This is a genomic window from Mesorhizobium sp. M0778 (assembly GCF_040320105.1).
Classification (GTDB): domain Bacteria; phylum Pseudomonadota; class Alphaproteobacteria; order Rhizobiales; family Rhizobiaceae; genus Mesorhizobium.
Genome location: NZ_JAMYPA010000009.1, coordinates 127,420 through 153,381 on the forward strand (window position 1 = coordinate 127,420; position 25,962 = coordinate 153,381).

Below are 25,962 nucleotides of genomic sequence, written 5' to 3' on the forward strand. Positions count from 1 at the left end.
TCTCAGGCCAGCGAGGCAGTAAAGCGCTGGATGCGCGTGCAGGCCTCTTCGAGCAGTGTCTCCGATGTGGCGTAGGAGATGCGGAAGTTCGGGCCGAGGCCAAAGGCCGAGCCGAAAACAACCGCCACGCCCTCGGCCTCGAGCAGTTCCGAGCAGAAGGTTTCGTCGCTGTCGATCACCTTGCCGCTCTTGGTCTTCTTGCCGATCAGCTGGGCACAGGAGGGATAGACGTAGAAAGCACCCTCCGGCGACGGGCAGGTGATGCCGCGCGCCTGGTTGAGCATCGAGACGACGAGATCGCGCCGGCCCTGGAAGATCGCCTTGTTCTTCGGGATGAAATCCTGCGGGCCGTTCAGCGCTTCGACCGCCGCCCATTGGGCGATGGTGCAGGCGCCGGAGGTCTGCTGGCCCTGGATCATGTCCATCGCCTTGATCAGCGGCACCGGGCCTGCCGCATAGCCGATGCGCCAGCCGGTCATGGCATAGGCCTTCGACACGCCGTTCATGGTCAGCGTGCGCTCATAAAGCTTAGGCTCGACCTCGGCGATCGTCTTGAAGACGAAGTCGCCATAGGTCAGATGCTCGTACATGTCGTCGGTCAGCACCCAGACATGCGGGTGCTTCAACAGCACGTCGGCCAGGCTCTTGAGCTCCGCTTCGGTATAGGCGGCGCCCGAGGGGTTGGACGGCGAGTTCATCAACAGCCATTTGGTGCGCGGCGTGATCGCCTTCTCCAGCACGGCCGCCGTCAGCTTGAAGCCGTTGTCGATCGAGGTCTCGACAAAGGCCGAGGTGCCGCCGCAGATCGCTACCATTTCGGGATAGCTCACCCAATAGGGCCGCGGGATGATCACCTCGTCGCCGGGGTTCAGTGTCGCCATGAAGGCGTTGAACAGGATCTGCTTGCCGCCGGTGCCGACGATGGTCTGCTCCGTCCGGTAGTCGAGATTGTTCTCACGCTTGAACTTTTTCGCGATTGCTTCGCGCAGCGGCACGATGCCGGAGACCGGCGGGTACTTCGTCTCGCCGCGGCGGATCGCCTCGATTGCGGCGTTCTTGATGTTGTCGGGGGTGTCGAAGTCCGGTTCGCCGGCGCCCAGCCCGATCACGTCCCGGCCGGCGTTTTTCAGCTCGCGCGCTTTCTGCGTCACCGCGATGGTCGCGGAAGGCTTTACGCGGGAAAGGGCGTCGGCAAGAAAGGCCATGAGAGATATCTCCAGAAAGCACCGGCGCGGCGAAGGCGCCGCGGCGCCTCTCATGTCGCATCATCTGGTCAAGCGCAAGCCCCGGCGCAAGCCCAGCGCAGGCATTGTCGAATGAGCCAACGCGCAATGCTGGCAACAATAAATTCATCAACGATCGGTAAAAGCTTGAACGGCAGGACCGTGGCCGGTCTGCCAGTCTCGTACAGCGAGGAACCGTGACGCGCAGCATCGAGCTTGCCCATATCATCCGCCATGATGACGGCACCGCCAGCGGTGTCTGGGGGCTCTATACGCTGCAAAGCGCTTTCCAGCCGATCTTCGCCTTCAACAAGGGCAAGCTTTCCGTCGTCGCCTTCGAAGGGCTGATCCGGCCGTTCCGCGACGGCGAGCCGCAGCAGCCGATGAGTTTCTTCAACAGCTGTCCGGCGGTCGACCGCCTGCATATCGAGGCGCTGACACGGACGCTGCACCTTCTGAACGCCGGCGCCTGCCTGCCGCGAGACGCCTCGATCTTCATCAATTTCGATCCGTCGGTGTTCACCGACCGCGGCATCGCCGACAAGGCGCTGCGCGACATGCGGCTGGTGCTGCACGAGGCCGACATCGATCCGCGCCGCGTCGTCTGCGAGGTCACCGAGCAGAAATCGGCGTCGCAGGAAACGCTCTACAATTTCGTCGAGGCGCTCAGGGGCAACGGTTTGCGCATTGCAGTCGACGATTACGGCGCCGACGAATCCGACATCAATCGTATCAAGGAACTCAGACCCGACATCGTCAAGTTCGATGCCGACTGGATCATGACGCTGATGGAATCCGGTGCCGGCTTCGCCTTGCTGACCGCCATGGTGACCAGCTTCGAAGAGCAAGGCATCCGTACGGTATTCGAGGGCATCGAGACGGGCTGGCAGCTCGAGCTTGCCGAAAAGTCGGGCGCCTCGATGGTGCAGGGCTACGTGCTGGCGCGCCCTGAGCTCGCGCCGACCAGCTTCCGCGTCTTCGACACGAGCGGGCAGGCGGCCGCGGTGTCGGCCGATGCGGAGAAGGTGCCTGCGGCGGTTCCGCCATCGCGACGGCCGATGCGGCCCTTTGGCCGCAGGGTGGCATCGTGACCGGGCAAGCCGACATGCGGCGCAAGGTCGGAGAGGCGATCTTTGCCGACGAGGTCGGCATCGAATATGGCGTCTACGGCGCATTCCGGCTGAGGAGCGCCTACCAGCCGGTCTTCGCGTCGCGCGGCAGATTTCTCGCCGCCGTCGCGGTCGAGGGACTGATCGAGCCGCATCGTGCCGGCAGGCCGGTGGCGCCGCAAATGTTCTTCGAAGGCGTGCCGGCAGCGGATCGGCTATTTGTCGAAACCATATGTCGGGTGCTGCATTTGCGCAACTTCCGCAACATCGGCGTCGACGGGCTCGACCTGTTCTTCAACTACAATCCGCTGATCAACGATGACCCCGCACGGGCGCTGGCCGAAATCAGGCTGATGACCAGGCATCTGGCGGATTTCGGCCTGCATCCCGGCATGCTGGTCTGCGAGATCACCGAGCAGGCTGCCGGCGACAAGGTGCTTGTCAGCCTGGCGCGCGAGATGCGGCGCGACGGCGTCCGTATCGCCATCGACGATTTCGGCACCGGGCATTCGACGGAAGAAAGGGTCGCGCTGGTGCAGCCCGACATCGTCAAGATCGACGGCACCTGGTTCGCCGAATTCTGCCGCCATGCCGCCGCCGAGCGGTTTTTCCGGCCGTTGGTTTCGACGCTGCACGACCGTGGCGCCAAGGTGCTGGTCGAAGGCATCGAGAACGCCACGCATCTGCGCGTCGCGCTGGATGGCGGCGTCGACCTGCTGCAGGGTTTTTACCTCGCCCGACCGGCGCTGGCCGGCACGCTGTTCGACGAGGAGCCGCTGTCGATCGACGGGCTGCTTGGCAGGGATAGCAACGTCATTCCCTTGTTCGGCTAGGATATGTCGAGATTCAAGTGATGCCGGCCTGCGAACGGCGGTTTCCTGCGCTTCCGGTGCTCACGTACCCAAAGTACGCTCCGCTCCGGTTCTCGGAACCCACCAGTCTGGTCGCTTCGCGCCCGTCTTCGACTCCGGCTCGGCCTGACTTGAATCTCGATATATCCTGAAATGCATCAGCGGCGCTGATGGTTACGCCAAAACAAATCACTGGATGAAGCCGCCGCTGCCGCGATAGAGGCTGGATCAAGCCCGGAGACGGGTGGTTGCGAGCAAGGGGGAGCACCGATGATACTCTATGGAATGATCGACAGCGGCAATTGCTACAAGCCGCGCCTGTTGATGGCCAAGCTCGGCATCGCTTTCACCAATGTCGAGGTCAGCTCGCACACCGGCGACACGCGCAAACCCGACTATGTCGCGAAAAACCCGAACGCCATGGTGCCGCTGCTCGAACTCGACGACGGCCGCCGGCTGGCCGAATCCAATGCCATCCTGCTCTACCTCGCCGAAGGCACGCGGTTCCTGCCGGCGGACAGATACGAACGCGCGCTGGCCTATCAGTGGCTGTTCTTCGAGCAATACAGCCACGAGCCCTATATCGCCGTGCGCAGAGCGCTGCTGACCTTCCCTGAAAGAGCCAAGGACGCGACGCCCGAGCGGCTGGCGCTGACGCTGGAGCGCGGCAACAAGGCGCTCGGCGTCATGGATAAGCACCTAGCCGGGAGCAGCTTCTTCGCCGGCAGTGCGCTCAGCGTCGCCGACATTGCGCTCTATGCCTATACGCATACGACCGAGACGGGCGGCTTTCAGCTCGACGCCTATCCGGCGGTCGCCGCCTGGCTGCAACGGGTCGAGGCCGACCCGGGGCATGTGCCGCTGGAGTGGTTGCCTTAGTTCTGTGCTCACGCTTGTCGCCGCTTCGCGGCTCGCTCCGGACGTCGCGCTTGTGGCTTCGGCCCGTGGCGTGAATGGTCGCGCGGCTATTTCAGCAGGCGATCATATTCGGAATGGGTGCCTATCCAGAACCAGACCACGTCATCGTGGTCGCGAACAGCTACGGCGCGGTAATTGACATCAACCCGCGCCGACCAACAGCGCCCGACCTGTTTGAAAAGCAACGACGGGTGGAACGGCCCAGAATTCAGTTTGGCGAAACGTCTGTTCGCCTTTGCTTTGATCAACGAGGGCAGTTTTGCGTAAGCCTCCCAAAACGAGGGAGTGGCAAAATGCTTCACAGCGGCCGAGTCCGGCCGGCCCGATGATCAGCCAAGGCCTGCTCGGCAAGCCTGTCCAGCCTGCCGGCCTTGGCGTCGGCTTCGAACTGACGGTCCCATATGTCGGCCTGCAGCGCCTCGAACCATGCGGCAAACGCCTTGAGCTCTTCGGGGTTTAGTTCGGCGACGGATTTCTCAATCTGTTCAAGCTTGCTCATGGGTTGATGATACCATGACCGGGGTAAAAACACCACAAAGTGGTCCCATAGGACCAAGGCGGTGGTTCATCGGAATCCAGACAGCAAAAAGGCGGGACAAAATCCCGCCTTCCCATGCTTGGTAGCCTGATCGGGAGCGTTTTGGCCGGGCCGGCAGCAATCTGCTGCGTCGACTTGTCGGGGTCTTTCGCTCCGGCGCGCTTCTCGCGCGACCGCCAGTACATCCGTGACTTGCCGCGCGCCCCGGGCTATCGCCCGGCGCGCACCATTCGCAAAATCAGGCTGCCTTGCTCAGAGATCCAGCGGACGACTTGCCAGTGCGGCGGTCCTGCTCGATCTCGAAGTTGATCTTCTGGCCTTCGACCAGGGTCGACAGTCCAGCGCGCTCGACTGCGGAGATGTGAACGAAAACGTCCGCGCCGCCGCTGTCAGGCTGGATGAAGCCAAAACCCTTGGTGGAATTAAACCACTTGACCGTACCTGTTGCCATTTCGATAGTCCTTTACGTTTGCTTTAGTTTGACTGGACCGAAACCCAGCCGGTTTGTATCGAGATTTTGGAGATAGAACGTCAGCAAACGCGAATATCGCGAGGCCCGGATCGATCGGCCGAAATATCAATGGACCGCATATAGTATGCTTCCGCACAAAAAACAAGACGGGGCGGAAAATGGCGCCGCGGCAACGCTGCCCAACGGCCGCCCCAATCGCGTGAGAGCGTCGTCGTTGCGCGCCTGACGCGAGAGGATCGCGCCGGCTTCAGGCGCGACCGGGTTTGGGGAGAGGGCCATGAAAATCGTTCTACTTGCCGCTTGCCTGACGCTGGTGGCCGCCGAGGCGCAGGCGGTCTCGCGCTACGACCCGACGCGCATGAGCTGCGGCAAGGTGCAGGCGACGATCGCGCGCGAGGGTGCGGTCATCCTGCGCTACAGATCGGCGCGCGTGCCGGGGCTGGCGCTCTACGACCGCTATGTGCGGAGCCAGCAATTCTGCGACATCGGCGAGGTCAGGGCGCGGGCCTCGGTGCCGAGCGCCGATACGAATTCCTGCACCGTCTACAAGTGCAAGCGGGTGGAGATCGACCGGCGTTTCCGCCGGCGCCTGCTTCCGGATTAGGGGCGGTTGACGTCCCAGGGTGCCGGCATCACCTGAATATCGACATACCTAAAACCCGAACGACACCTGCGCGGGCGGCGGCGGGCCAACCCGCACGCCTTCCATGGCCAACATCTTTTCCTTGGTGGCCGAGCCGCCGGGCGCGGAAAATCCGCCGATCTTGCCACCGGCGGCAAGGATGCGATGGCAAGGGATGACCAGCGGCACTGGGTTGGCGCCGAGCGCCGCGCCCGTCTCACGCGCGAGCCCGGCATGGCCAGCGCGTTTGGCCAGTTCGCCATAGGTGGTGGTTTCGCCGAAGGCGAGCTTTCGCGCCGCGTCATAAATCGCCAGGCGGAACTCGTCGACGCCGCTGAGATCGACCGGCACACCGGAGAAATCGACGTCCTCGCCGGCGGCATAGGCCTTGATCGACGCGATCAGTTCGGCAACCCATTGCGGCTCGGGCTTCGCTGCCTGGTCGGCGGCGGCATGGCGCAGCAACCGGCGCTCGACCGCGTCGCGATTGCGCTGCGGCAGGCAGAGCCGGGTCAGCCCGGCCTCGCTCCAGGCGATGCCCATGAAGCCGAGCACGGTTTCGAAGACCGCGTGGCCGGCGGTAGCATGAGAGGCATTCATGGCGTGCTCCTTTCCGGAATCCTGCGAAGTACAAATCCAGAACAATATCGCATTTCCCGGCCCGGCTCGCCACCCGAAAACCACCTTCTACCGCGGATTGCAGGGGGAAAGATGCTGGTGTAAGGACTTTCTTAACACCCGACGAACCGGACCCGAGCGCCGCTTGCCAGCAAAATTCCTCTTTCCCGTCCTTGCGGCGGTGTTGGCCGTGGCCGCTCTCAGCGGTTGCACCTCGACTTCGCCGGTGACCCCGGCGCCCGCCTTCATGGAAAATACGGCCAACACCGATGCCGGCTTCACGCTGGCGCTGCCCGACACGGTTTCGGTGCTGCCGGAACCGTCCGACCTCGCCCAGACGGCAGCGCTGCCGGTCGAGCCGGCCGCCGCCTTTGCCGGGCCGACGCCGCTGGCGGCTTCTGCGCCCGCCGTCATGACCGCCAATGCCCAGCCAGCCATCGCAACGGCCGCTGTCGCCATGCCGGTCACCGAACAGACCGCCGCCATGCCCGGCGTTCAGCCGGTTTCCTACACCGTGCCGCAGAACCCGGCCGCTCTGGCCGCGACCGACCTGGCAGAGGGCCAGTCGAACGCCGGCGGCCGCAGCGAGATCGAGCGGCTGATCGAGAAATATTCCGCGCTTTACCAGGTACCGGTCGATCTGGTGCGCAGCGTCGTCAACCGCGAGAGCACCTTCAACCCGAAAGCCTACAATCGCGGCCATTGGGGGCTGATGCAGATCAAGCACGCGACGGCGCGCGGCATGGGTTATGATGGACCGGCAAGCGGCCTGTTCGACGCCGAGACCAATTTGAAATATGCGGTGAAATATCTGCGTGGCGCCTGGCTAGTCTCAGGCGGCAACCCCAAGCGCGCCGACCGGCTCTACCAGAGCGGCTATTACTACGACGCCAAGCGCAAGGGGATGCTGGGCGAAACCGGACTCGGCAGCGACCGCCTGCGCCGCCGCATGCAGCCCGATGCCTGAGCCGCGTCCGCCGGCGCCAAACGAAATAAGACTGCGCAAGATCCTCGACGACACGCTTCTGGCGCCGCGCTGGCCGGAAGGTTTCTTCATGCGCGCCTTCGAAGCCGCCGATGCACTCGCTTTGCATACGCTGTTGACCGCGGTGTTCGACGACGGCGCCGACGGGCCGTTCGACGAATGGTGGCCGCGCATTTCGGGCGACGCGGAATTCGACCCGGCTTTGTGTTTCCTGGTCATCGATCGCAAGGGCCGGCTGGCGGGTGCCGCGCTCTGCTGGACGCGGGCTTTCGTCAAGGATCTTGCCGTCCATCCCGAGGCGCGCGGCAAGGGCATTGCCGAGGGCGCTAATGCGGCACGCCTTCGCGGTGTTTCAGGCAAGGGGCGCGACGCATGTCGACCTCAAGACCAACACGGTGGAGAACGCGGCTGCGGTGCGGCTTTATGAGCGGCTGGGGATGGTCGAGGTGGACTGGGCGGGTGAGAGGTCGGGGCAAGCGCCTTGGTAAGTGCGGCGATGTTCAGCAGAGGCTCCGACGCTCGAAGGTAACGGCATGGATCCTAGGGTCTCCGCGACGTCGCTTCGCTCCTGCTCCGCCCTAGGATGACGAAGGTACAGTGCATAAGGCCAATCGCGGACGTTGGAGATTGGCTGGAAACCTCCCCTCGCTTCGTCATCCTAGGGCGGAGCGAACGCGGAGCGCAGACCCTAGGATCCATGCCGTTACCATGGCTGTGGAGCGCAGCGCCCAAAAGGCCCTCATGTGATTTGACGCTGCGGCGCGCTGACCTACCCTCTAATGCCGGAACCGAGGAGACGAGCGATGCAGTCACCTTTCAACCGGAGCGTCGCGCTGGCCGCGGCGGTGATCCTTGTCGCCGCCACCGCAGCCTATGCCCATCATGGCTGGTCGTGGACGCAGGACGGGTTTTTCGAACTCAAGGGCCGGATCACGGCCATCTATATCGGCAACCCGCACGCCACGCTGGATGTCGACGCCGAGGGCGCGGTCTGGCGGGTGGAGATGGCTCCGCCCTCCCGCACGATCGCTGCCGGCTTCACGGAAGGTGTTGCCAAGGTCAGCGACGAGGTGACGGCGATCGGCCATCGCTCGCGCGACGAGAGCGAAAAGCGCATGAAGGCAGTCCGCATCATCGTCGGCGGCAAGACCTATGATGTCTATCCCGACCGCTTGCCGCCGGCCTGAATGGACGGGTTTTTCGCCGGCATCGAGCAACTCGCGCTTGTGCGGGGACTGAAGGCCTCTTTCGTCGCCTACCCAATCGTCAATGCGCTGCACATCATGTCGGTCGGCGCGCTGCTGACCAGCGTCTGGCTCATGGACCTCAGGATCCTGGGCGCCTTCCGCTCGCTGCCGCAGCCGGCGTTCGTGGCGCTGCTGCGCCGCACCGCATTGGGCGCGTTTGGCGGCGCGCTGGTCACGGGATCGCTGCTGTTTTCAGTCAGGGCGAGCGAGTATGCGGCGACGCCGATCTTCCTCGCCAAGATGACACTTATCCTCCTCGCCGGCGCCAACTTCCTCGCCTTCATGCGCCTCTGCCGCGCAACAGGCGGTGACGAGCCGGCCGGCGGGGTCGCGACCATGCTGGCGGTGCTTTCGCTGGTGCTGTGGATGTCTGTGTTGTTCGCCGGACGGTTTATTGGGTTTCTCAACTGAGGCGAGCGAGGCGCTGGCGTTCGCAACGTGCGAGATGGTTCGTGGCTCGAAACGCAGACCGAGGCGTGGCTGAAAGGCGCTGAAACATTGCCTCGAAGCGGCCGGCACCTCGTTGGAAAACATAGTCATGGTGCGCATCTACGCCGTCAATTCCGGCTTCTACAAACCATCAACCGCGTCTATGCGAAGTATTTTTCGACGAACTCGCCGGCGCGGAGTTTTGTGCCGGTGGCCTCGTGGCCGATGGAGTTTGATATCCAGATCGAGTGCGTGGCGGTGGCGTGAAGCGTCAACTTCTGCCCTTCCAGGATAATTTCCGCTTGTCTTTAAAGTAAAGTCGTCCCCAAATCCATCTGGGGATAGGGAGGGCGAGTCATGAACAAGCTGCCGAAAAAATTCGTCGCTTCAGCTTGTCGAAAATGAAGTGATCAAACGCGACACAATTGACGGCGACAAGGCGAAGGAAGCTGTAACTAGGATGCGCAAGGCTGCAAGCAAGTTGGAGAGAACAAAGAACAAAATCGTGAAGGAAGCCGTCGTCGATGTTGTGGATTAGCCTACTAAAGTACCAGACATTTTTATGGATCAGGCTGCCGCTGGCGATGTTCGTCGCTTTTATGGCTTTGCCTCAACCCGCCACTGCAAAATGCGCCGATATTCCCATGGCAGTGGTCGGTCCTATGACCGGCGATTGGGCGTACGACGGTGAGGAGATGCGGCGGGGCGCTCAACTTGCAGTAGACGACATTAATGCCAAAGGGCGGGGTACGAGGATGCAAGATAGTACTCACCGTGCTCGATGATCAGTATACACCAGCCACCGCGATAGCCCTCGCCAAGAGATTGGCAAAAGAGGGGGTTCGCTTTGTTATCGGCCATTTCAACTCAGGCAGTTCTGTCCCTGCCGCGATGATCTATGCCAAGAACAACACTTTGATGGTCAGCCCCGCGTCGACAAATCCCGCTCTTACCGAATTCAAACTTTGGAATGTCATTCGCACGGTCGGTCGTGACGATGTTCAGGGGATGTTTGCCGGCGAGTATATGGCCGATCATTTCTCAGCACAAAATCTTGCCATCGTTAGCGATGGTACGCCCTATGGTGATGGCTTAGCGAACAAGGCAAGAAAAGCGCTGCGAGCAAAGGGGCATCCTGAAAAGCTGGCCAAAAAGATCAAACCCGGCCAAGGCGATTTTGCAGACCTCATCAGCAAACTTAAATCGATGAAGATCGAAGTTCTCTTCTTCGCGGGGCTTGCCGACGATTTTGGTCCGCTCGTTCGCCAAACCAAGGAAGCTGGGCTGAAGGTTCAGTTCATCTCCGGAGATGGAGCTCTAGTTCACGATCTGCCCGGGAAAGCGGGCCCCGCATTGGAAGGCGTGCTAATAGCATTTTCGCTCGAGGACCGGAGCAATCCTGCCGCAGCCGACGTTGTCGCGCGCTTTCGTTCTCAAGGATTCGAGCCGGCAGACTACACGCTGAAGTCCTATGCGGCAGTCCAAGTGGCGGCCAAGGGTATCGAAATGGCAGGTGGTCAGGCGCCAAGGGCTGTTGCGGCTTCTATAAAATCCGGCCAGCCAATTCCGACCGTGTTGGGGAACCTGACCTTCGACGCGAAGGGAGATCGAAATCAGCGTGACGTAACAATGTACGTCTGGAAAAGGCGGGGAGACGGCACACTCATGATGGATTTCCAATCCCCATAGCTTACGCAAAATACTCCTGCAGCGGCCGCACTTCCAAACTCCCCGCCCGCAGCGCCGCAATCGCCTCCGCCACCGCAGCTGCACCCGACAGCGTCGTGTAGTACGGCACTTTCTGCATCAGCGTTGCGCGGCGCAGCGATTTCGAATCCGATACCGCCTTCTGGCCGTCCGTGGTGTTGAAGACGATCTGCACCTGGCGGTTGCGGATGGCGTCCTCGATGTGCGGGCGGCCTTCCAGAACCTTGTTGATTTTCTCGGCGGCGACGCCGTTTTCGGCGAGGAAGCGGGCGGTGCCAGAGGTGGCGAGCACCTTGAAGCCCTGGCCGGCGAGCCGCTTGACCGCCGGCAGGATGCCTTTCTTGTCCTCGTCGCGCACCGAGACGAACAGCGTGCCGGAGCGCGGCAGGTCGACGCCGGCGCCTAGCTGGCTCTTGGCGAAGGCCAGTGCGAAGTCGCGGTCGAGGCCCATGACCTCGCCGGTCGAGCGCATTTCCGGGCCGAGCAATATGTCGACGCCGGGAAAGCGGGCAAAGGGGAATACCGCTTCCTTGACCGCGATGTGGCCGGGATTGCGTGGGTCGGGCATGGCGCCGTAATGGGCGAAGGCGTCTTCCAGGCTTTCGCCGGCCATGATGCGGGCAGCAATCTTCGCGATAGGCCGCCCGATAGTCTTGGCGACGAAGGGCACGGTGCGCGATGCCCGCGGATTGACCTCCAGCACATAGACGGTGCCGTCCTTGATCGCGTACTGCACGTTCATCAGCCCGCCGACATTGAGCGCGCGGGCAAGGGCTGCCGTCTGGCGCTCCAGCTCGTCGACGAGCTCCGAGGGCAGCGAATGCACCGGCAGCGAGCAGGCGCTGTCACCGGAATGGATGCCGGCCTCCTCGATGTGCTCCAATATGCCGGAGACGTAGGTCGCCTTGCCGTCGCAGAGGCAATCGACGTCGACCTCGATGGCGCCTGAGAGATAGGTATCGAACAAAAGCGGGTTCTTGCCGAGCAGCGTGTTGATCTGGCCGGTCTTGTCGTTGGGGTATTTCTGCTTGATGTCCTCCGGCACCAGGCCGGGCACGGTGTCGAGCAGATAGGATTGCAGCATGCTCTCGTCGTGGATGATCTGCATGGCGCGGCCGCCGAGCACGTAGGACGGGCGCACCACCAGCGGGAAGCCGAGCTCGCCGGCGACGAGGCGGGCCTGCTCGACCGAATAGGCGATGCCGTTCTTCGGCTGGCTGAGGCCGAGCTTGTGCAGCAGCTTCTGGAAGCGGTCGCGGTCCTCGGCGAGATCGATCATGTCGGGCGAGGTGCCGAGGATCGGGATGCCGGCCTTCTCAAGCGCGTCGGCGAGCTTCAGCGGCGTCTGGCCGCCGAACTGGACGATGACGCCGACCAGTTCGCCGGCCGCCTGCTCGGCGCGCAGGATTTCCAAAACGTCCTCCGGCGTCAGCGGCTCGAAATAGAGCCGGTCGGAAGTGTCGTAGTCGGTCGAGACGGTCTCCGGGTTGCAGTTGATCATGATCGCCTCGAAGCCGGCGTCACGCAGCGCAAACGCCGCATGGCAGCAGCAATAGTCGAACTCGATGCCCTGGCCGATGCGGTTGGGGCCGCCGCCGAGGATGACGACCTTTTTGCGCGACGAGACCTGCGCCTCATTGGCGAGCGCGCCGGCGAACGGCGTCTCATAGGTCGAATACATGTAAGCGGTGGGCGAGGCGAACTCGGCCGCGCAGGTGTCGATGCGCTTGTAAACCGGATGCACGTCGAGTTTTTCGCGAATCTTCTGGATTTCTTCGACGTCTTTCCTGACCAGGGACGCGAGGCGGGCATCGGAAAAACCCATCGCCTTCAACATGCGCAGATTGGCGGCGTCCTCGGGAATGCCGTGCTCGCGGATGCGCGCTTCCATATCGAGAATGCCGGCGATCTGTTCGAGGAACCACGGGTCGATCTTGCACATTGCGTGCACGTCTTCCAGCGAGGTGCCCATGCGGATCGCTTGCGCCACCATGCGCAGCCGGTCCGGCGTCGGCGTGCCCAAAGCGGCGCGAATGGCGTTGCGGTCGTCGACGTGGCTGGCGGCCGTGCTGCCATGGCCGATGCCGGGGATCTCGATTTCGTCCAGACCGGTCAGGCCGGTCTCCAGCCCGCGCAGCGCTTTCTGCAGCGATTCCTGGAAAGTGCGGCCGATGGCCATGACCTCGCCGACCGACTTCATCGAGGTGGTCAGCACCGGCTCGGCGCCGGGGAATTTCTCGAAGGCAAAGCGCGGGATTTTGGTGACGACATAGTCAATGCTCGGCTCGAACGAGGCCGGCGTCGCGCCGCCGGTGATGTCGTTCTCCAGCTCATCCAGCGTGTAGCCGACGGCGAGCTTGGCGGCGATCTTGGCGATCGGGAAGCCTGTCGCCTTGGAGGCCAGCGCAGACGAGCGCGAGACGCGCGGGTTCATCTCGATGACCACCAGACGGCCGTCGGCCGGGTTGACGGCGAACTGCACGTTGGAGCCGCCGGTCTCGACGCCGATCTCGCGCAGCACCGCGATCGAGGCGTTGCGCATCATCTGGTATTCTTTGTCGGTCAGCGTCAGGGCCGGGGCGACGGTGATCGAATCGCCGGTATGGACGCCCATCGGGTCGATGTTCTCGATCGAGCAGATGATGATGCAGTTGTCAGCCTTGTCGCGGACAACCTCCATCTCATACTCCTTCCAGCCGAGCACGCTCTCCTCGATCAGCACTTCGGTGGTCGGCGAGGCGTCAAGGCCGGACTGGACGATCTCGTAGAATTCGGCGCGGTTGTAGGCGATGCCGCCGCCGGTGCCGCCCATGGTGAAGGACGGGCGGATGATGGCGGGCAGGCCGACATGGTCGAGCGCTTGTGCTGCGATCGCCATGCCGTGGCTGATGTAGCGCTGCTTGCGGTCGCCCTCGCCGAGGTTCCAGCGCGTTTCCAGCGCGTCGAGTGCGGCGTCAAGATTTTCGGGCTTCTCGGCCTTCAGTGCGGCGCGCTCGGCGTCATGCGTCTTGCGGTCGGCGTTCTTGACGTCGGTGGCGTTGGCCAGCATCGACTTCGGCGTTTCCAGGCCGATCTTGTTCATCGCCTCGCGAAACAGCGCGCGGTCCTCGGCCTTGTCGATGGCGTGCGCGTCGGCGCCGATCATCTCGACATTGTAGCGATCGAGCACACCCATGCGGCGCAGCGACAAAGCGGTGTTGAGCGCGGTCTGGCCGCCCATGGTCGGCAGCAGCGCGTCGGGCCGCTCCTTGGCGATGATCTTGGCGACAACTTCCGGCGTGATCGGCTCGATATAGGTGGCATCGGCCAGCTCCGGATCGGTCATGATGGTGGCCGGATTGGAGTTGACCAGGATGACGCGAAAGCCCTCTTCCTTCAGTGCCTTGCAGGCCTGGGTGCCGGAATAGTCGAACTCGCAGGCCTGGCCGATGACGATGGGGCCGGCCCCGATGATCAGGATCGACTTGATGTCGGTGCGTCTTGGCATGTCGAGGTCCGTTCGGCGGGCGGCTTGCACAAAAAGCCGGACGGGATGACCCGGCCGGTTGTGCTCGCGATTCTGGTATCAGGCTAGGAGGGCCTTATAGGGAAGAGTTTTGCCGGATGTAACCCCCTAAAATGCGGGTAGGGCAGTAGGGCAGTAGGGCAGAGGTTCGAGCGCCCTTTAAACATATTGCCCTACTGCCCTACTGCCTTATTCCCTTACCACTATCCCCCAACGCCAAAACATCCGTGATCTCGAAACGTTCGGAAACGCCGACGCGGATCATGTTCAGGCTGCCCTCGCGGGTGAAGCGGAATTCGCCGGGCCCGTTTGAGCCGGCCGGCTTGCCGGCCTTGAAGCTGATGATGCGCGTGCCGCCATCGGGCCATGTCACGGTCACGTCGGTCTTGTCGCCGGTGCGCACGACCGCCGCCTTGCAGTTGGTCATCGGCTGGCCGAGATAGCGCGCGCAAGGGATGGCGTTGCCAGCACCAGGGACCGGTGTCCCCGGCGGCTGAAGCCGCGCAACGGTCTGTGCGTCGGGCGGAGGCGCCGCGTTGGCCGCGCCGAAATTTTGGACGGGACCCATTGCCGCGGGCGCCGATCCATCAACCTGTCCGGTCGAGGGGTTTCCAGCGGCCAGGGCCAGGCGGTAAGCATCCTCGATCGCCACCCTGCCGATTGCGTCAGCGGAGTTCAGCTCCGTTTCGGGAGCGGTCGCGCCGAGGCGCGTTGTCAGATCGGGCAGCGGTTGAGAGGCAGGGCTCTCCGTATTGGCCGCCGCCTGGGGTGTCACTTGCTGGGGATTGATAGGGTCGAGGTAGCGCGCGGGCGCCCATCCGCTCAGCTTGGGGTCGTCAATGTCTTCAACCTTGCACCACCGATGGCCGCTGACGTCGCCGCAGCCGAGATTTTTGACGCTCGAACCAATCGGCAGCCGCGCCTCGATCTTGCCCATCGCCGATGCCGTGGCGCGCACGTTCAGGAGATCACCCGGAGCGAGACCAGTCACAATCGAGACGATGGGCTCCGGCTCCTGGGCACTGGCCGGCGGGCCCGCCAACATCAGCGGAGCGGCAATCAGCGCAAGCAGCGGGGATCGGAGTGTTATTGTGCGCCTAATCATCTGCCATGGGCGGTAGGTTGCATTGCCGAAGGCGCGGCCAGGCACGGAAACGCCATCGCACGCCAGCCGGTTTTTATAGGCGACGAGGCGGCGCTGCGTAAGCCCGAAAATGAGTAAGGTGCCGCGTGTTGAATCGCGGAGCAAGCCACTTTCGTGAACTAAAAGCCGGCAAAATATTGCACATTTCATGTAAATATGCACTCTCTCAAGTAAGGTTGAGGAGGGCAATATGGTCGACCTTGAAATATTTGCGCAGGTGGAAAACATAGTTCGCCAGCGTATCAAGAAAACGCGCGCCGAAATTGAGGCTTCACTTGGTCACATCGCCAACGGTAATCCGCTGGGCGCCGAACAGACCCTCTCCAGGCGCCTCGACAGGTTGCAGGTAAAGGCGTCGCTCAGCCGCACCGAAGCGGAGATGATATCGGCAGCAATCGACATGAGGTCTGCCGGGGAGAGAAAGGCCGCCGCCAAACAGCCAGGACCGGAAGCAATTCTCGGCCCAACGCTCGATTTCATCGGGGTCGCATTTCTGGAGCGTGGGCGCCGTGCTGCCGATGCGGTCGGCCGCGTTGCCTTTCTCAACGGCAATCCGCAAGGATCGGGTTTTCTGGTCGGGCCAAGGCTGTTCCTCACAAACAACCATGTGATTTCGTCGCCGGCGGATTCCCGGCGCTTCCAGGTCCAGTTCGATTATGAGCAGGACGGTGCAAATGCCGTGCGCACGCCGACGACGTTCCTGTTCGATCCTGAATCCTGTTTCGTGACGGATAGCATAGAAGGTCTGGACTATACGCTGATCGGGGTCGGCGAGCGGCGTTCCGGCCCAAAGGAACTGGGGGAGTTCGGTTTTATCTCGCTGTCGGACGCGCGCGACAAGCATATGCTTGGCGAAATCGCCAACATCGTTCAGCATCCCGATGGCCGCTTCAAGGAACTGGTGCTGCGTGAAAATCGGCTGGTGGCCCGCGACGAAACGGTTCAAGTGCTGCACTATGTTGCCGATACCGAACAGGGTTCGTCCGGTTCACCGGTTTTCAACAATGAATGGGAGCCAATTGCCCTGCACCATTGGGCCGGCCCGTTCCACGAGGTGACGGGCATAGGTGGCTATGCGCTTGCGCGCGAGATCAACGAAGGCATACGGATCAGCGCCATCGTTGACGATCTGGGCGCTAGAAAGTCCAAGCTGCCGGGCTCCTCGGCATCGGCGGTTTCGCAAGCTCTGGCGATTTGGGCCGGCACGCCGCGCATGATGGACGAGACAGTTCGGCTGAACGCCGACATTCGCGAAGATGTGCTGGACAAGCCGGTGCAGCGGCCGGAACCGGATGACAATCCACCGGCGACGAGACACAACGCCGATGGCTCGGTCACCTGGACTTTTCCCGTCGAGATAAATGTCCGGGCGCCCTTGATCGACCGCGACGGAGGCGATGCGAGACGAAGCGACGAAGGCCCGGCAAGCGAACCCGCAAAGTTAGCAATCGCCGAGGCAGCGGCTTGGAAAACGGAGGATTTCGACGATCGCGGAGGGTATGAACCCGGCTTCATACCGGGCTTTGTCCTGCCAATGCCGACGGTTGCCAATTCACCCTACCGGTTGGCCAAGAACCTTCTTGCCAAACCGGGCGAGGATCCACACGAATTGCGCTATCATCATTTTTCGATCTTGATGAACGCCGATCGCAGGCTTGCCTTCGTCACCGCCTGCAATATCGATGGATCTCGCACCAAGGCGGTCAATCGTGACGACAAGACCGTCATCGACAACCCGTCGCTTGTCGAGTTGGGAGTGGAGTCGATTTCCGGTGCGGAAGCCAGCGACGCTTTCCGGCCCGACCGTCGCATCGACCCTGGCGAGCAGATGACCCAGGAATTCTATTCGAGCCAGAATGTGCCTGGATTTCCCGTCCCAAAATCCAAGGAACGAATAGCTCGAATGTTCCAGAAGGGCCATATTACGCTTCGCGGCGACCCTGCATGGGGAGTGGATCAGGAGGCGGTCGCGGCAGAGCGGGACACGTTTTTCTATCCCAATGCTGCGCCGCAAGTCGGCTTCTTCAATCAGGGAAGCTCGCTTGACCATCCCGGCTCCAAGGGGAAACTGAGATGGCGCGCGGTGGAAACCTATGTGCTGCGCAACGCCTATACGACGCGAGGCCGTGTCACGGTGTTCGCCGGCCCAGTGTTCCGCGAGGACGATCCTCCTTACCGCTTCAACAGCCATGTTCCGCTGAAATTCTGGAAGATCGCGCTGTGGTCCGATCAAGCTGGCCTGCGCGCCATCGCGCTGCTGGCGGACCAGAAGCCGGTTTTGGAAGTGATGCCCGAAGCGTTCGGCGAGCGTGCCGAGGCGTTCGATGACCCGCTTGAAATTGCCAGGGTATCGGAGTTCCTTTCGACAGTGGCCGAGATTGAAGAACTGACTGGCCTGAACTTTGGCCAGCAGGTGCGCGACGCCGACATTCGGGCCGGATCCGAATCGGCTCCTGCACAGACTTTCAACCCAACGCAACTGGCGCCCAAGACCTCACGGCCAAAGGCTTCATCGCCCAAGACTTCGGCGGCCAAGACTTCGGCGGCCAGAACCCGACGTCCCGCCAGGCGATCGAAGCGATCCGCGTCCGACAAGTGAAGATTGGACCGGTCGCGGCCATCGAGGCTGCTTGCCTGCCGCTCGAAGGCGGTCATCCGTTCAGCCTGGCATGAGCAAGCTCAGCCCGGGATGAAGCCGGTGCGCAGCGCGTGAGCCCATTCGGGCCGTCCAGCCTGCTCGGCCCGACGCGCCGCCCCCTCGTGGTCATAGTCGACGGCGATGGCCTCGAAACGATCGGGATGCAGGTCGATGATGCCATAGCGGGCGTGCGGCGAGCCTTGTTCGGAGACATGCGCCGGCGGCGTATCGTCGTGATAGGCCGGGCAACCGATGCTGCCTGGATTGAAAATGACCGGACCGCCGGGAATGCGGACCAGCTCGCTACGATGGCTGTGGCCGCAAAGCATGATGCGGCAGGCGGGATCGATCGCGCCGAGCCGCCGCTCAATGGTGGTCAGCGGCGCGCGCACCAGTCGGCCGTCGACTATCGCGTCAGCCAGGTATTTTTCGTCGTGGTCGGGCCGGGCGTGGAAGGCGAGTACGCCGGGCGCCACCTCCAGCGTGACGGGCAGCGCGAACAGCGCCTCGCGCTGGGCTGCCGTCAGCCGTTCATGCGCGTAGCGGTCGGACGGCCACATGGTCTCGTCGCCGGTGTCGTAGGCAACGCGGCGGTCGTGGTTGCCGCGCACCGTCGGCAGCTCGAGCGCTTCGAGCCGCTCCATGGTCTCGCGCGGCCAGAGCGGGCCGGAAACGCAATCGCCGAGATTGACAATGAGGTCGGCGCCGCCGCGTCGCCGCAGATCATCAAGCACGGCGTCGAGCGCCAGGACATTGCCGTGGATGTCGGCGAGGACGGCAATGCGCATGGCAGGCTCCGTTAATTGGAATGGCTGGAGGGCAATTATCTTCCTCACCTCGCGAAGCGGGCGAGAGCGGAATGCAGCTTCGGGTCGTTCAGGCGCGGACCTCGATCTCGTGGCCGCCGACCGCCGGCAACGATGCGTCGTCGCCGGCCGCGGCAATGACGCTGTCGAGCAGACCCGGGAAGCGGCGGTCGAGATCGTCACGGCGCAGCGTGATCAGCCGGCTGGTGCCAACCGCCTCGGTGCGGGTAACGCCGGCCTCACGCAGCTTGGCCAAATGGTAGCTCAGATTGGTCTTCGAGCAGAGGTCGAGGAACCGGCTGCAATTCAGCGGCACGCCCTCCTTGCTCGCGAGATAGCGCACGATGGCCAGTCGCGTCGGGTCGCCGAGCACGGCAAGCACGTTCGGCAGGCTGATCTGGTCGGCGGTGGGATGGGGCAAGGTCATGACCAGGAATTAAGCACATTCGGGGCCGATTTCAACGCATCTGATCCTTCGCGGTTCTGGTGGTATTCGGGCCTGTCCTGACACAGGGCTGTCAGTAGGGTTCGATTAGTCTGCACAAGCTCATTGACATCATGCCCTGTTATGTCCAATTGTTCAATAACCTTTGAACTAAGGAAATTGCCATGGATAAGCGCCTCATCTGGCTTGCGCTCGGATCGTTCACGATTTCGACCGAAGGTTTCGTCATCTCCAGCCTTTTGCCCGACATTGCAAAGGATGCGGCCATCTCCGTTCCGCTCGCCGGCACGCTGATCACGGCGTTTGCGCTCGCCTATGCGATCGGCACGCCGATCCTGGCAACGCTGACTGGCGAATGGGACCGGCGCCGCGTCATCCTGTGGACGCTGGTGTTCTTCGTGTTGGGCAACGTCGCCGCGGCGCTGAGTTCCTCCTTCGAATTGCTGTTGATCGCGCGCATCGTCATGGCGCTGTCGTCAGGCCTGTTCGCGGCGACCGCGCAGGGAACGGCCGTTGCGCTTGTCGACGATCATCACCGCGCCCGCGCCATTGCCGTGGTCGTCGGCGGCACCACGGTTGCGGTGGCGGTCGGCGCGCCGCTTGGCGCGCTTGTTGCGACGGTTGCCGGCTGGCGCGGCACCTTCTTTGCCATTGCCGGCCTTGGCGCGCTCGCCGGCGCGATCCTGTGGTACCGGCTGCCGCGCGGCATCGTCGGCACCAGGCTGCCGCTCCGGATGCGATTGGCAGCGGCACTTCGCCCCGGCGTCATGCCCATCCTGGTGACGACGATCCTGGCACTGATCGGCGCCTTCACTGTCTTTGCCTTTGTCGCGCCGCTCGCCATCGAAGGCGGCGGCCTCAGCCCGATCGCGCTACCTGGAATGCTGCTCGCCTTCGGCGTCGGCGCGGTCATCGGCAATATCGGCGGTGGGCAGGCCGCCGACCGTTTCGGCGCGACGCGCACCGTCTGCTGGTCGCTGGCGCTGAGTGCCGCCATGCTGGTCACGTTTTCGCTGATCCCGACATTCCTGCCGCGCGAGATCGCCGGGCCGGCACTGATGGCCATGATGGTGCCGTGGGGCATCGTCGGCTGGGCATTCCCGCCGGCGCAAGCCAGCCGCATCATCAAGCTGGCGCCCGATGCCGCGCCCATCGTGCTGTCGCTGAACGCTTCGGCACTCTATCTCGGCGTCGCACTGGGTGCCGTGGTCGGCGCCGCGGTGCTGCGCTATGGCGCACCGGCCGACCTCGGCGTGGTCGCGGCGGCATTCCCGATCATTGGTTTGGGCGTGGTGCTGGCGGGCTACCTGGCGGCGCGACCGGTGGCGATGCCGGCCGAATAAGGCTTGTTAGCAAAGCTTGGCTGCCGGCCGCCGACAATTCAAGTCGCGGCCGGCGGTGCGTCAAAATCCAGCGCGGCGATTTCGTCCAGTGCCACTCGCAGGCTTGCCGCCTGCTCTTTTCCAAACATCTCCTCGAAGCGCTGCTGGGCGACTTGCCACAGCTTCAGGGCTTCTTCGAGCTTGGTCCGGCCCTGCGGCGTCAGCCTGACGCGCCTGATGCGGCGGTCGGCAGGGTCGGCGAAGGCCTCGACATAACCGTCCCGGATCAGCGGCTTCAGCGTATGACCGAGGGCCGACAGATCCATGACGAGGGCCGCGGCAATCGCACCCATCGTCGGTTCATTGCCGACGTGGATTTGATAGAGCAGGCCCTGCTGCGTGGCCTTAATGCCCGAGGGTGCGAGCACATCGTCATAGAACTGGCCGAGTTTCCGCGTCGCGCGGCGCAGCATGGCGTTGTTGCAAAACACCAGGCCGGGCAGGGTGGTTCGGGACATTGGCGGATTTCCGATGAGGGGACCGGAAGGGACCCTCGATGCGAACCAGAAATAGTCCTTGCTCCGCGGATTGACAAGATGGTGGCATATGCCTACGTACGGATAGTGGCATATGCCTTTAATTAGCCTGCCGGTCGAAGCAAGGGTGTTGCCCCGCGGCACCGGCATTTGGAATCGAACCAGAAGGAACAAGACAATGAGCGAACAGAACAAAGGCACGGCGGTCGTCACCGGTGCCTCGTCGGGCATCGGCGCGATCTATGCCGACCGGCTCGCCGGCCAAGGGTATGATCTGGTGCTGGTGGCGCGGCGCGCCGACCGGCTGGAGGAATTGGCGGAGAGGCTCCGCTACGCGTATGGCATCAAGGTCAGCGTGATCAGCGCCGACTTGGCCGACGACGGCGATCTGCGACGGGTCGAACAGGCGATATCAACCGACGACAGCGTGACGCTGCTGGTCAACAATGCCGGCCTTGGCGGCGCGCCGGTGGTGGCAACGGCCGACGCCGATGTGGCCGAGCGCATGATCAAGGTCAATGTCGTGGCTTTGACTCGTTTGACCCGCGCGGTCCTGCCGGAGCTGCTGGCGCGCAACCGCGGCGCCATCGTCAACATCGCCTCGGTGCTGGCCTTCGATACCTCGTTCGGCGGCATCTACAGCGGCACCAAGGCCTATGTCGTCAACTTCACCGAGGCCCTGCAGCAGGAAGTCGCCGATAGCAAGGTCGCCATACAGGTCGTGCTGCCGGGGGCTACGCGGACCGAGTTCTGGGAAGTCGCCGGAAGCGATATTGCCAATGTGCCCCAAGAGATTGTCATGACTGCGGACGATCTGGTCGATGCCGCGCTTGCCGGCCTGGCCAAGGGTGAAGCGTTCACGGCACCGGGTCTTGCCGACGTTGCCGGGGTGGATGCCTTTCTTGGCGTCCGACAAGGCTTCTTCGGTAGCCTGCTGGCCGGCAAGCCGGCGGCACGCTACGCTGCCTGAAATAACTGGTCTTACGCTGTCCGCCACATCGGAATGATCGAGGCGGCCAGCAGCAAGCCAAGCACGGCGTTGAGGATGCGCCACTGCCGCTCGGTTCGCAGCAACCGGGCGAGCAGCGTGCCGGCCACGCACCACGCCGCCAGCGATAGGGCCGCGGCAAGACCGAAGACCGTGCCGAGCAGCAAGGCGAGCTGCAGCGGCCCGTTGGCGAGCGCGGCAAAAGATGCCGCCGCTCCCAGCCCCATGGCCCAGCCCTTTGGGTTCATCCATTGCAGGCCGGCGCCACCCAAAAAGCTGTTCGGCTTTGCCATGGCCACGTCCAGATTGGGCGGGCCGCTGCGGCCGATCTTGAGGGCAAGCCATACCAGATAGAGGGTGCCGGCTATTTTCATTGCCAGTTGCAAAGAAGGGGCGGCGGCCAGCAGACCGGCGAGCCCGGCAGCACCTGCCGCAGCCACCGTGGCCAGGCCGGCCGCACTTCCGGCCATCAGCGGGATAGAGCGGCGAAAGCCGAACTGCGCGCCGGACGCCGTCGACAAGGTCGTGGCCATGCCGGGCGTTGAGGTTGAGACCAGCGCGAACAGGACGAGGGGAAGGACAGTTTCAAGCATGCTGCTTCCTTTGAAGCCTGCACGGTAGGTCTTTTGGCTCATCAGTAAATGCAATGTTTGCAATGGTTGCTATTAAGAAGCATAATAGTCAGATGGCTCGCAATCTCGATACCGCCTTGATCCGAACCTTCGTCACCGTTGCGGATAAGGCCAGCATGACGGCAGCGGCCAACGCGCTGCATGTGACCCAAGGCGCCGTCAGCCAACATATCAAGCGCTTGGAAGAGGTTCTTGGCTGCAGCCTGTTCGAGCGCGACCGGCGTGGATTGCGGTTGACCCGCTCTGGCGAGCGACTGCTCGGCAAGGGCAAGCGCCTGCTTTCCCTCAATGACGAGATCTTGGCGGAGATGGCGGGCGATGCGGTTGCCGGTCAGGTGCGGCTTGGCGTGCCGTATGACCTTGTCGGCACCTTGCTTGCGCCGGTGCTCAAGGCCTATGCCGAGGCGTATCCGCAGGTCGAGATTTCGCTGATCTGTGCTTCGTCGCCGGAGTTGGCTGCGGCCTTGGCGGCCGGCACGATAGAGCTCGCGGTGGTCGAGGAGCCGATCGGTCGGTCGACCGGCGAATGCCTTGTTGTCGACCGGCTGGTTTGGGTCGGCGCCAAAGGCGGCGGGGCTCGCAGCAAGCGCCCGTTGCCGGTTTCGATGGTGGCCGAGACCTGCGCGTTCCGCCCGGTGGTGCTGGAGGCGCTTAACGAGCACGGGCTGGAATGGCGCACCGTATTCGAAAACGGCACCATCGACGCGACGACGGCGACGGTGCGTTCGGACTTGGCCGTCACCACCTGGTTGGCGTCGACCGTGCCTGCCGACCTCGATATTTTGGCCAACGATCCGGAACTGCCGTCGCTGCCGAATTTTTCGATCAATCTGCATTTGCCGAAGCACGGCCTTGCGCCGGCTGCACTGGCGTTCGCGGGCCACCTCCGCGATGGGTTGGCACGACGACGGGAGGCGGCTTAGAAAACAGCAAAAAGGACGGCCAGTGTTCAGCCGTCCTTGATCGCCTCGGCAGCCTCTATTTCCAGTTCTTGCGCCGCTTGATCTCGGCTTCGGACGGCTGCTCCGTGGCAAAGGACCCGGTCTTGATCTCGCCGGAGCGTTCATAGCTCGCCATGAGGACGCCGGTGGTCGATGCCTGCGAACGGGTCAGCTTGAAGGCGGCGGGTATGGTGCCGCTGCCGAACAGTTTTTTGCCCTTGCCCAGCACCAGCGGGAAAATCAGCAGGCTGATCTCGTCGATCAGGTCATTGGCGAGCAAGGTCTGGATCAGTTCGCTCGATCCCTGAATGAGCAGGTCCGGGCCGTCCTCCTGCTTCATCCGGCGCAATGTCGCCACGACGTCGCTGCCGAGCGGCTGGCTGTTTTGCCAGGACAGCGTATCTGGCCTGTGCGTCGCCACATATTTGGTGACGGCGTTGAAGCTGTCGGCGATCGGGTCATTCTTCTGATAAGGCCAGTGGGCGGCGAAGATATCGTAGGTCTTGCGGCCGAGCAGCAGCACGAACGGTTTTGAAAACGTCTCGCCCATGGCGGCGCCCATCACATCGTCCCAGTAGTGGAACGTCCAGCCGCCGAACTTGAAGCCGCCGACCGGGTCCTCTTGCGGGCCGCCGGGCGCTTGCATGACGCCGTCGAGGCTGACGAATGTTGCGGCGATGATCTTCCTCATTGGAGCTCCTTCCCTGATCCGTGCCGTCATGGCCGGACTTCGAGCCAAGGACGAGCGAACGGACATTTGTCCGACAGCGGCCGGCAAATTTCCAGGGCTGGAAGGGCGGATGACTGCCGACCTCGTTGCGTCAGTTTGGAGCAGACGCTCAGCCTAAACCGACGACCGTATCGTAGAGCAGCTTGAAGTTGAGCACCAGGATGAGGGCGGCAACCACCCAGGCCAGCACGGCGACGGCGCGGGAAATGGCGAAATTGCCCATTTTGCGCTTGTCCGAGACGAATTGCACCAGCGGGACGACCGCGAAGGGAAGCTGCATCGACAGGACCACCTGGCTGAAGACCAGCAACTGGCCGGTGCCCTTCTCGCCATAGAGGGCGGTGACGACCACCACCGGGATGATGGCGATGCCGCGCGTCAGCAGGCGGCGCGCCCATTGCGGGATGCGCAGCCGCAAGAAGCCTTCCATCACGATCTGGCCGGCCAGCGTCGCCGTCACCGTCGAGTTCAGGCCGGAGGCAAGCAGCGCCACGGCAAACAGAATGGAAGCAATGCCGAGGCCGAGTAGCGGCGACAGAAGCTCGAAGGCCTGGCCGATCTCGGCGACGTCATGATGACCGGTGCCGTGGAACGCCACCGCCGACACGATCAGGATGGAAGCATTGACGAACAGCGCCAGTATCAGCGCGATGGTCGAGTCGGTCGTCGCCCATTTGATGGCGTCGCGCTTGCCGCGATCGGTGCGCTCGTAGGCGCGGGTCTGCACGATCGAGGAGTGCAGATAGAGATTGTGCGGCATCACCGTGGCGCCGATGATGCCGATGGCAATGTAAAGCATCGCCGGATTGGTGACGATCTCGGACGACGGCACGAACATGGCGTGCAGGATGGAGCCGACCGGCGGCGCGGCGGCGAAGATCTGAATGGCGAAGCAGCCGAAGATGATAATCAAAAGCGCTATGATGAAGGCCTCGAGGAAACGGAAGCCCTTGTTCATCAGCAACAACAGCAGGAAGGCATCGAGCGCGGTGATGATGGCGCCGCCGATCAGCGGAATCCCGAACAGCAGTTGCAAGGCGATCGCCGTGCCAATGACCTCGGCCAGGTCGCAGGCGATGATGGCCAGTTCGCAAGCGACCCACAGCATGAAATTGACCGGCCGCGGGTAATAGGCGCGGCACGCCTGCGCAAGGTCACGGCCGGTGGCGATGCCGAGCCGGGCGGCGAGCGCCTGCAGCAGGATCGCCATCAGGTTCGACAACATGATGATGAATAGCAGCGTGTAACCGAACTGGGCACCACCGGCGAGGTCGGTCGCCCAATTGCCCGGATCCATGTAGCCGACCGAAACCATGTAGCCCGGCCCCACGAAGGCGAACAGCCGGCGAAGCCATATCCCCGAGTGCGGCACCGCGATCGTTGCGTTGACTTCGCGAAGGCTGGGCTGCTCGTCGTCTTCCGGGCGGGCAAATCGCCACATGGATCGGGGGGCTGAGGTGGCTTCGGCTTCCGACATGAAATGGCTTTCCACTGGAACGATCGATGTTGTCTCCTTATCTATGCCACGGCTGAACATTATGCAATATGCTATATTT

Annotated in this window: 26 protein-coding genes and 2 pseudogenes; 15 read left to right on the plus strand and 13 right to left on the minus strand. The window is 63.0% G+C overall.

Going from position 1 to position 25,962, the window contains the following annotated elements; translation table 11 throughout:
• Window positions 1-2 precede the first annotated feature (2 nt).
• Entirely contained in the window at window positions 3-1,205 is a 1,203-nt protein-coding gene (locus tag NKI22_RS15240) for a pyridoxal phosphate-dependent aminotransferase (RefSeq protein WP_023719377.1), read from the minus strand.
• Between the two features lie 215 nt (window positions 1,206-1,420).
• On the opposite strand from NKI22_RS15240, the gene NKI22_RS15245 reads away from it, so the two are divergent.
• The 3 genes from NKI22_RS15245 (at window position 1,421) to NKI22_RS15255 (ending at window position 4,062) form a co-directional block, all read left to right on the plus strand.
• A complete protein-coding gene (locus NKI22_RS15245; RefSeq protein WP_023719375.1) occupies window positions 1,421-2,314 on the plus strand; it encodes an EAL domain-containing protein in 894 nt (297 codons plus the stop codon).
• Window positions 2,311-3,165 (plus strand): EAL domain-containing protein, encoded by an 855-nt coding sequence (locus NKI22_RS15250; RefSeq protein ID WP_023719374.1) that lies wholly within the window; start codon window positions 2,311-2,313, stop codon window positions 3,163-3,165. Before NKI22_RS15245 ends, NKI22_RS15250 begins: the two co-directional genes overlap by 4 nt.
• 288 nt (window positions 3,166-3,453) lie before the next feature.
• Window positions 3,454-4,062: a glutathione S-transferase family protein gene (locus NKI22_RS15255; RefSeq protein ID WP_023719373.1), complete on the plus strand. Its 609-nt coding sequence runs from the start codon at window positions 3,454-3,456 to the stop codon at window positions 4,060-4,062.
• 86 nt (window positions 4,063-4,148) lie between these two features.
• Here NKI22_RS15255 and NKI22_RS15260 read toward each other — a convergent pair whose 3' ends face one another.
• The 3 genes from NKI22_RS15260 to NKI22_RS15270 all read right to left on the minus strand — a co-directional run bounded on the left by NKI22_RS15260 (window position 4,149) and on the right by NKI22_RS15270 (window position 5,090).
• Window positions 4,149-4,403, minus strand: a complete 255-nt coding sequence (locus NKI22_RS15260; protein ID WP_023719372.1) for a type II toxin-antitoxin system RelE family toxin — start codon at window positions 4,401-4,403, stop codon at window positions 4,149-4,151.
• Window positions 4,400-4,600 carry a hypothetical protein gene (locus NKI22_RS15265; RefSeq protein ID WP_352815487.1) on the minus strand — a complete coding sequence of 67 codons (201 nt, stop codon included), beginning with the start codon at window positions 4,598-4,600 and terminating at the stop codon, window positions 4,400-4,402. The genes NKI22_RS15260 and NKI22_RS15265 overlap by 4 nt, the downstream gene beginning before the upstream one ends.
• 277 nt (window positions 4,601-4,877) lie before the next feature.
• Window positions 4,878-5,090 carry a cold-shock protein gene (locus NKI22_RS15270; protein WP_023678332.1) on the minus strand — a complete coding sequence of 71 codons (213 nt, stop codon included), beginning with the start codon at window positions 5,088-5,090 and terminating at the stop codon, window positions 4,878-4,880.
• A 298-nt stretch (window positions 5,091-5,388) separates the two neighbouring features.
• On the opposite strand from NKI22_RS15270, the gene NKI22_RS15275 reads away from it, so the two are divergent.
• The gene (locus tag NKI22_RS15275; RefSeq protein WP_023719370.1) at window positions 5,389-5,715 is read left to right on the plus strand and encodes a hypothetical protein; all 327 of its coding nucleotides are present in this window, start codon (window positions 5,389-5,391) and stop codon (window positions 5,713-5,715) included.
• A 48-nt stretch (window positions 5,716-5,763) separates the two neighbouring features.
• On the opposite strand, the gene NKI22_RS15280 is transcribed toward NKI22_RS15275, so the two are convergent.
• Complete coding sequence (locus NKI22_RS15280; RefSeq protein ID WP_352639957.1) at window positions 5,764-6,333, minus strand: methylated-DNA--[protein]-cysteine S-methyltransferase; 570 nt, start codon at window positions 6,331-6,333, stop codon at window positions 5,764-5,766.
• A gap of 208 nt (window positions 6,334-6,541) precedes the next feature.
• Between NKI22_RS15280 and NKI22_RS15285 the strand changes: the two genes are divergently transcribed.
• The 7 genes and pseudogenes from NKI22_RS15285 to NKI22_RS15310 all read left to right on the plus strand — a co-directional run bounded on the left by NKI22_RS15285 (window position 6,542) and on the right by NKI22_RS15310 (window position 10,701).
• Window positions 6,542-7,318, plus strand: a complete 777-nt coding sequence (locus NKI22_RS15285) for a transglycosylase SLT domain-containing protein (protein ID WP_352715530.1) — start codon at window positions 6,542-6,544, stop codon at window positions 7,316-7,318.
• Window positions 7,311-7,824, plus strand: a pseudogene (locus NKI22_RS15290) (GNAT family N-acetyltransferase). Before NKI22_RS15285 ends, NKI22_RS15290 begins: the two are co-directional and overlap by 8 nt.
• 315 nt (window positions 7,825-8,139) lie before the next feature.
• The gene (locus NKI22_RS15295) at window positions 8,140-8,523 is read left to right on the plus strand and encodes a DUF6152 family protein (RefSeq protein ID WP_352815489.1); all 384 of its coding nucleotides are present in this window, start codon (window positions 8,140-8,142) and stop codon (window positions 8,521-8,523) included.
• A complete protein-coding gene (locus NKI22_RS15300; protein ID WP_352815491.1) occupies window positions 8,524-8,994 on the plus strand; it encodes a DUF6644 family protein in 471 nt (156 codons plus the stop codon).
• A 45-nt stretch (window positions 8,995-9,039) separates the two neighbouring features.
• Window positions 9,040-9,279 (plus strand): annotated as a pseudogene (locus tag NKI22_RS31455) (Rid family hydrolase); the annotation flags it as partial.
• Window positions 9,280-9,418: 139 nt separating this feature from the next.
• Window positions 9,419-9,550, plus strand: a complete 132-nt coding sequence (locus NKI22_RS15305; protein ID WP_302897169.1) for a hypothetical protein — start codon at window positions 9,419-9,421, stop codon at window positions 9,548-9,550.
• 194 nt (window positions 9,551-9,744) lie between these two features.
• Window positions 9,745-10,701, plus strand: a complete 957-nt coding sequence (locus NKI22_RS15310) for a branched-chain amino acid ABC transporter substrate-binding protein (RefSeq protein ID WP_352937868.1) — start codon at window positions 9,745-9,747, stop codon at window positions 10,699-10,701.
• Window position 10,702: 1 nt separating this feature from the next.
• Here the strand turns inward: NKI22_RS15310 and carB are convergent, their stop codons facing one another.
• Together carB and NKI22_RS15320 are read right to left on the minus strand one after the other, a co-directional pair.
• Window positions 10,703-14,206, minus strand: coding sequence for a carbamoyl-phosphate synthase large subunit (carB, locus tag NKI22_RS15315; protein ID WP_352815493.1), 3,504 nt, complete (start codon window positions 14,204-14,206; stop codon window positions 10,703-10,705).
• Between the two features lie 199 nt (window positions 14,207-14,405).
• Window positions 14,406-15,473 (minus strand): SH3 domain-containing protein, encoded by a 1,068-nt coding sequence (locus NKI22_RS15320; RefSeq protein ID WP_352815495.1) that lies wholly within the window; start codon window positions 15,471-15,473, stop codon window positions 14,406-14,408.
• Between the two features lie 85 nt (window positions 15,474-15,558).
• On the opposite strand from NKI22_RS15320, the gene NKI22_RS15325 reads away from it, so the two are divergent.
• Window positions 15,559-17,967, plus strand: coding sequence for a DNA/RNA non-specific endonuclease (locus NKI22_RS15325; protein ID WP_352850672.1), 2,409 nt, complete (start codon window positions 15,559-15,561; stop codon window positions 17,965-17,967).
• An 80-nt stretch (window positions 17,968-18,047) separates the two neighbouring features.
• On the opposite strand, the gene NKI22_RS15330 is transcribed toward NKI22_RS15325, so the two are convergent.
• Window positions 18,048-18,794 carry a metallophosphoesterase family protein gene (locus tag NKI22_RS15330; protein ID WP_352815499.1) on the minus strand — a complete coding sequence of 249 codons (747 nt, stop codon included), beginning with the start codon at window positions 18,792-18,794 and terminating at the stop codon, window positions 18,048-18,050.
• 88 nt (window positions 18,795-18,882) lie between these two features.
• Window positions 18,883-19,239 carry an ArsR/SmtB family transcription factor gene (locus tag NKI22_RS15335; protein WP_023719360.1) on the minus strand — a complete coding sequence of 119 codons (357 nt, stop codon included), beginning with the start codon at window positions 19,237-19,239 and terminating at the stop codon, window positions 18,883-18,885.
• A 182-nt stretch (window positions 19,240-19,421) separates the two neighbouring features.
• On the opposite strand from NKI22_RS15335, the gene NKI22_RS15340 reads away from it, so the two are divergent.
• Window positions 19,422-20,600 carry an MFS transporter gene (locus NKI22_RS15340; protein ID WP_352791391.1) on the plus strand — a complete coding sequence of 393 codons (1,179 nt, stop codon included), beginning with the start codon at window positions 19,422-19,424 and terminating at the stop codon, window positions 20,598-20,600.
• A 38-nt stretch (window positions 20,601-20,638) separates the two neighbouring features.
• Here NKI22_RS15340 and NKI22_RS15345 read toward each other — a convergent pair whose 3' ends face one another.
• On the minus strand, window positions 20,639-21,097 hold the full coding sequence (locus NKI22_RS15345) for a MarR family winged helix-turn-helix transcriptional regulator (RefSeq protein ID WP_352639948.1): 459 nt from the start codon (window positions 21,095-21,097) through the stop codon (window positions 20,639-20,641).
• 196 nt (window positions 21,098-21,293) lie between these two features.
• Between NKI22_RS15345 and NKI22_RS15350 the strand changes: the two genes are divergently transcribed.
• Entirely contained in the window at window positions 21,294-22,085 is a 792-nt protein-coding gene (locus tag NKI22_RS15350) for an SDR family NAD(P)-dependent oxidoreductase (RefSeq protein ID WP_352815501.1), read from the plus strand.
• 11 nt (window positions 22,086-22,096) lie between these two features.
• Here the strand turns inward: NKI22_RS15350 and NKI22_RS15355 are convergent, their stop codons facing one another.
• Window positions 22,097-22,696 (minus strand): LysE family translocator, encoded by a 600-nt coding sequence (locus tag NKI22_RS15355; protein ID WP_352639946.1) that lies wholly within the window; start codon window positions 22,694-22,696, stop codon window positions 22,097-22,099.
• Between the two features lie 92 nt (window positions 22,697-22,788).
• Between NKI22_RS15355 and NKI22_RS15360 the strand changes: the two genes are divergently transcribed.
• Complete coding sequence (locus NKI22_RS15360; RefSeq protein ID WP_352639945.1) at window positions 22,789-23,658, plus strand: LysR family transcriptional regulator; 870 nt, start codon at window positions 22,789-22,791, stop codon at window positions 23,656-23,658.
• A 55-nt stretch (window positions 23,659-23,713) separates the two neighbouring features.
• Here the strand turns inward: NKI22_RS15360 and NKI22_RS15365 are convergent, their stop codons facing one another.
• Both NKI22_RS15365 and NKI22_RS15370 read right to left on the minus strand, forming a co-directional pair.
• On the minus strand, window positions 23,714-24,367 hold the full coding sequence (locus NKI22_RS15365) for a dihydrofolate reductase family protein (protein ID WP_352815502.1): 654 nt from the start codon (window positions 24,365-24,367) through the stop codon (window positions 23,714-23,716).
• Between the two features lie 148 nt (window positions 24,368-24,515).
• Complete coding sequence (locus NKI22_RS15370) at window positions 24,516-25,883, minus strand: Nramp family divalent metal transporter (protein ID WP_352639944.1); 1,368 nt, start codon at window positions 25,881-25,883, stop codon at window positions 24,516-24,518.
• Window positions 25,884-25,962 lie beyond the last annotated feature (79 nt).

Bases quoted from the DNA above. Each gene is read 5' to 3' on its own strand.
- NKI22_RS15240 (WP_023719377.1), bottom strand. From the start codon at position 1,205: ATGGCCTTTCTTGCCGACGCCCTTTCCCGCGTAAAGCCTTCCGCGACC.
- NKI22_RS15255 (WP_023719373.1), top strand. From the start codon at position 3,454: ATGATACTCTATGGAATGATCGACAGCGGCAATTGCTACAAGCCGCGC.
- NKI22_RS15265 (WP_352815487.1), bottom strand. From the start codon at position 4,600: ATGAGCAAGCTTGAACAGATTGAGAAATCCGTCGCCGAACTAAACCCC.
- NKI22_RS15270 (WP_023678332.1), bottom strand. From the start codon at position 5,090: ATGGCAACAGGTACGGTCAAGTGGTTTAATTCCACCAAGGGTTTTGGC.
- NKI22_RS15275 (WP_023719370.1), top strand. From the start codon at position 5,389: ATGAAAATCGTTCTACTTGCCGCTTGCCTGACGCTGGTGGCCGCCGAG.
- NKI22_RS15280 (WP_352639957.1), bottom strand. From the start codon at position 6,333: ATGAATGCCTCTCATGCTACCGCCGGCCACGCGGTCTTCGAAACCGTG.
- NKI22_RS15295 (WP_352815489.1), top strand. From the start codon at position 8,140: ATGCAGTCACCTTTCAACCGGAGCGTCGCGCTGGCCGCGGCGGTGATC.
- NKI22_RS15300 (WP_352815491.1), top strand. From the start codon at position 8,524: ATGGACGGGTTTTTCGCCGGCATCGAGCAACTCGCGCTTGTGCGGGGA.
- NKI22_RS15310 (WP_352937868.1), top strand. From the start codon at position 9,745: ATGCCAAAGGGCGGGGTACGAGGATGCAAGATAGTACTCACCGTGCTC.
- carB (WP_352815493.1), bottom strand. From the start codon at position 14,206: ATGCCAAGACGCACCGACATCAAGTCGATCCTGATCATCGGGGCCGGC.
- NKI22_RS15325 (WP_352850672.1), top strand. From the start codon at position 15,559: ATGGTCGACCTTGAAATATTTGCGCAGGTGGAAAACATAGTTCGCCAG.
- NKI22_RS15330 (WP_352815499.1), bottom strand. From the start codon at position 18,794: ATGCGCATTGCCGTCCTCGCCGACATCCACGGCAATGTCCTGGCGCTC.
- NKI22_RS15335 (WP_023719360.1), bottom strand. From the start codon at position 19,239: ATGACCTTGCCCCATCCCACCGCCGACCAGATCAGCCTGCCGAACGTG.
- NKI22_RS15340 (WP_352791391.1), top strand. From the start codon at position 19,422: ATGGATAAGCGCCTCATCTGGCTTGCGCTCGGATCGTTCACGATTTCG.
- NKI22_RS15345 (WP_352639948.1), bottom strand. From the start codon at position 21,097: ATGTCCCGAACCACCCTGCCCGGCCTGGTGTTTTGCAACAACGCCATG.
- NKI22_RS15350 (WP_352815501.1), top strand. From the start codon at position 21,294: ATGAGCGAACAGAACAAAGGCACGGCGGTCGTCACCGGTGCCTCGTCG.
- NKI22_RS15355 (WP_352639946.1), bottom strand. From the start codon at position 22,696: ATGCTTGAAACTGTCCTTCCCCTCGTCCTGTTCGCGCTGGTCTCAACC.
- NKI22_RS15360 (WP_352639945.1), top strand. From the start codon at position 22,789: ATGGCTCGCAATCTCGATACCGCCTTGATCCGAACCTTCGTCACCGTT.
- NKI22_RS15365 (WP_352815502.1), bottom strand. From the start codon at position 24,367: ATGAGGAAGATCATCGCCGCAACATTCGTCAGCCTCGACGGCGTCATG.
- NKI22_RS15370 (WP_352639944.1), bottom strand. From the start codon at position 25,883: ATGTCGGAAGCCGAAGCCACCTCAGCCCCCCGATCCATGTGGCGATTT.